The 3,068-nt window shown below is 54.3% G+C and carries 2 protein-coding genes and 1 pseudogene; all 3 read left to right on the forward strand.

The genetic code is table 11. The annotated features are described in order from the left end of the window. A partial coding sequence (locus CPA45_RS22355) for a type VI secretion system Vgr family protein (RefSeq protein WP_133066819.1) occupies positions 1-1,201 on the forward strand: 1,201 nt, incomplete at its 5' end. Beyond that, a complete protein-coding gene (locus CPA45_RS22360) occupies positions 1,186-2,007 on the forward strand; it encodes a DUF4123 domain-containing protein (RefSeq protein ID WP_165771610.1) in 822 nt (273 codons plus the stop codon). The genes CPA45_RS22355 and CPA45_RS22360, both read left to right, overlap by 16 nt. Then, positions 2,004-3,068 (forward strand): annotated as a pseudogene (locus tag CPA45_RS22365) (hypothetical protein); the annotation flags it as partial. The gene CPA45_RS22360 and the pseudogene CPA45_RS22365, both read left to right, overlap by 4 nt.

Raw genomic sequence — 3,068 nt, forward strand, 5'->3', positions numbered from 1 at the left:
CCTGCCCGAGCTTGCCCCCGGCCTGCGCTTTACCCTGACTGACCACGACACCAACAGCCTTAACTGCGACTGGCAGGCCGTTGAGGTTATTCATCAGGGTGAGCAGCCCCAGGCGCTGGAAGAAGATGGGATGACCCAAAGTGACGCAAGTGGTATGACGCGTTACCACAATCACGTCACACTGATCCCCGGTGATAGCCCCTGGCGCGCCACCCCCAACCCCAAACCACGGGTCGATGGCCCCCAAGTGGCCTTTGTGGTTGGCCCCGAAGGGGAAGAGATTCACTGCGACGAGCACGGCCGGGTCAACGTGCAGTTTCCCTGGGACCGCTACGCCGAACCCAATGAAATGGCGAGTTGCTGGGTACGTGTCGCCCAAGGCTGGGCGGGAGGTGGCTACGGCAGTATGGCAATACCCAGGGTCGGCCATGAAGTGATCGTAGAGTTTTTAGAAGGTGATCCCGACCAGCCACTTATCACGGGTCGTACCTACCACGCTTCCAACATTCCGCCGTACTCACTACCGGAGCACAAAACCCGCACGGTACTGCGCACCCAAAGCCACAAGGCCGAAGGCTTCAACGAGCTGCGCTTTGAAGACGAAGCCGGTGAAGAGCAGATTTGGCTCCACGCCCAGAAAGACTTGGAGCTATTAACGCTTAACGACCGTATTGAAGAGGTTCGCAACGACAGTTTCTTGCACGTCAACAACGACCGCATCAGCGAGATCGACAACGACGACCACCACAGGGTGAATGGTAATCGACTTGCACGCACCGAAGGCCAGCAGCACTTCAGTGTAGAAGGCTCACTACATATCAAAGCAGGCCAGGCGTGGTTAAGCGAAAGCGGCCGCGAACTGCACATCAAAGCAGGCCAAAAAGTAGTGCTAGAGGCGGGGAGTGAAATGACCCTCAAGGCCGGGGGCAGCTTTATCCAATTGGATAGCGGTGGTGTCACCATCGTCGGCCCACGGGTAAGAGTGAACGCAGGCGGCAGCCCCGGTAATGGCTCCGGGCTGGCAGTAGAAAGCCCATTGCTGCCAGGGCATGCAATGGCGGAGATGCATGAAGTGATACCGCCTACCTCGTTACCCAAACTCAAGGATTACCAGTTAAGTGAGGCAGCCATCATGCCTCTCTGCGGCAAGATCCATAATACCCAATGCACCCGAGAGGATTGCCCATGCCTGGATGGCTAAGCAATATTAGCGAGCGTAGCCGCCAAGTTGAGTGCCTCGAAGGTCACTTCAAGCATGGCCAAACAGCTTATGTGCTACTCGACCAGCGCCACGCGGTGGAACAGTGCCGATCGCTACTATCGCTGACCGGCAAGCGCGACTTTGTCGTGCTGTTTGCAGGCACGCCGCTGTCGCCGTTGCTGGAGGCAAGCCCGTGGCTATTGGATCTTGAAGTAGGCAGTGAAGCATGGCGTTATGCGCAAACACTCTGTCAACAGCGCTTAGGCTGGGTATGCCAAGGGCGCGCAGACCAAACCCTGTTAAGTATTGCTAACCACTTAGGGGCACTTTTTGTACTAGATGACCCACACGGTGGGAAGTCATTGATTAACCTTCAACAGCCCGCCGTGTATACAGCGTTACTTGCCAGCGCATCCAACAGCATTTACCCACACTGGTTAAGCCCGCTGGCCCAGGTGGCAACCCCCACCCCTCAAGGCCAGTGGTTAATGTGGCAGGTCAAAGAGCCTACCTCAACAACGCCAGAGCGATGTCAGCTTACCACCGAGATGGAAGAAGCCCTTAAAGAGAGCCAGCAGGCGTGGTGGTTGAGTAGCACTACAACAATGCCTATGGCCGAATTACCCGATAGCTGGTTAATACGTCTAGGCATGTTGATAGAGGCAGGCATTACCCGTACTGAACACTTCAAACGGCTGCTGCCTTTAATACAACGCTCAGAGGCGCTACCTGGGCGAATGCAAGCAATCTTGGCAATGGATACCCCGGCCCGTAAGAAGACCCAAGAGTTAGAGAGCTTAATATGAATGGTAACTTTCATTATTTAAATGGTCTGGCGGCAAACGCACCGGGGCCCTCTTCAGAAACGATAAGTCGCATGGAAGCAAGTGCCGCTCATGCCTGCCAAGAGCAGGAGTGGGTAGACATCATCTATTTGCCAGGTACGCGAACGTTTTGGCTCTTGACAGAAGAAGTGTCGGATATCTTGATGGAGGCTGACGAAACCCTAAAGGAATGGGCCAGGGAAGAGGATGTCGAAACGCGCCTTCAGCACCTCCATGATATCGGAATAATGGACTGCCTCTTGGCAGCAGAGCCGATAAGTTTCCTTTCTCAAGCCGACCAGCAACGCTATCAATCACTTAAGAATGAGAAAGAGAGGCAAGAGGCCGAAATGGAGGCGCTGTTACCCCAAACCGGCCAACGGGGACGAGAAGGTACCGATGCACTCAATGAGCGTGCCAGGCTTAGAAACAGTATCAATCATTTAGATTCAGAAATGCTGACTCTTGAATCCCACGGCCGCAGCATTGCGCAGGATAATGGCTACACCCTGTCAGGTGATCATTACTATGGGCCCTGGGAAGAAGAAATCGAAGCGGCTTTAGAAAACTATCGGCAATGCCGCCAGAGAGTACTTGAAGAGTATCCCTCCGCTGAGTCGGTAAACGATGGGCTCCCCATCCGCGAGGCGTTAAGTAAAACAAAGGAATTTCTCGCAGAGTGTGAAACAACACCCCCGGCATCTTCTACTTGCCCGATATGGTGGCCACAAATTGTCAATGAGCTCTCTGACATTATGGCCAGCTATCACGACAGTATTCTGGAGTTAGCAACGCTAGGCATCGCAACGCCTGAATGGGCACTGGCCAATACCCAAGGCCAAGGAGCATCAGTTCGCGAGGATGTCGATACCGGCGCGCAAAGCTTTGACGATTACTACACGCTCTTGAAAGAATCGATGGAACTCTATGAGTCCGTCGATGAAAAGCTATCCGAATGGGAGTCCGGCACGGCCGGTCAGGCACAGCTACCTGTATTCCTGTTTGAAGAAGAGCGCAGGCAATATGACGCCATACAGAGCAAC

This window comes from Vreelandella nigrificans (assembly GCF_002374315.1).
GTDB lineage: Bacteria > Pseudomonadota > Gammaproteobacteria > Pseudomonadales > Halomonadaceae > Vreelandella > Vreelandella nigrificans.

What these genes read in the sequence shown, in the direction of transcription:
- CPA45_RS22360 (WP_165771610.1), top strand. Translation starts at nt 1,186, where the DNA reads ATGCCTGGATGGCTAAGCAATATTAGCGAGCGTAGCCGCCAAGTTGAG.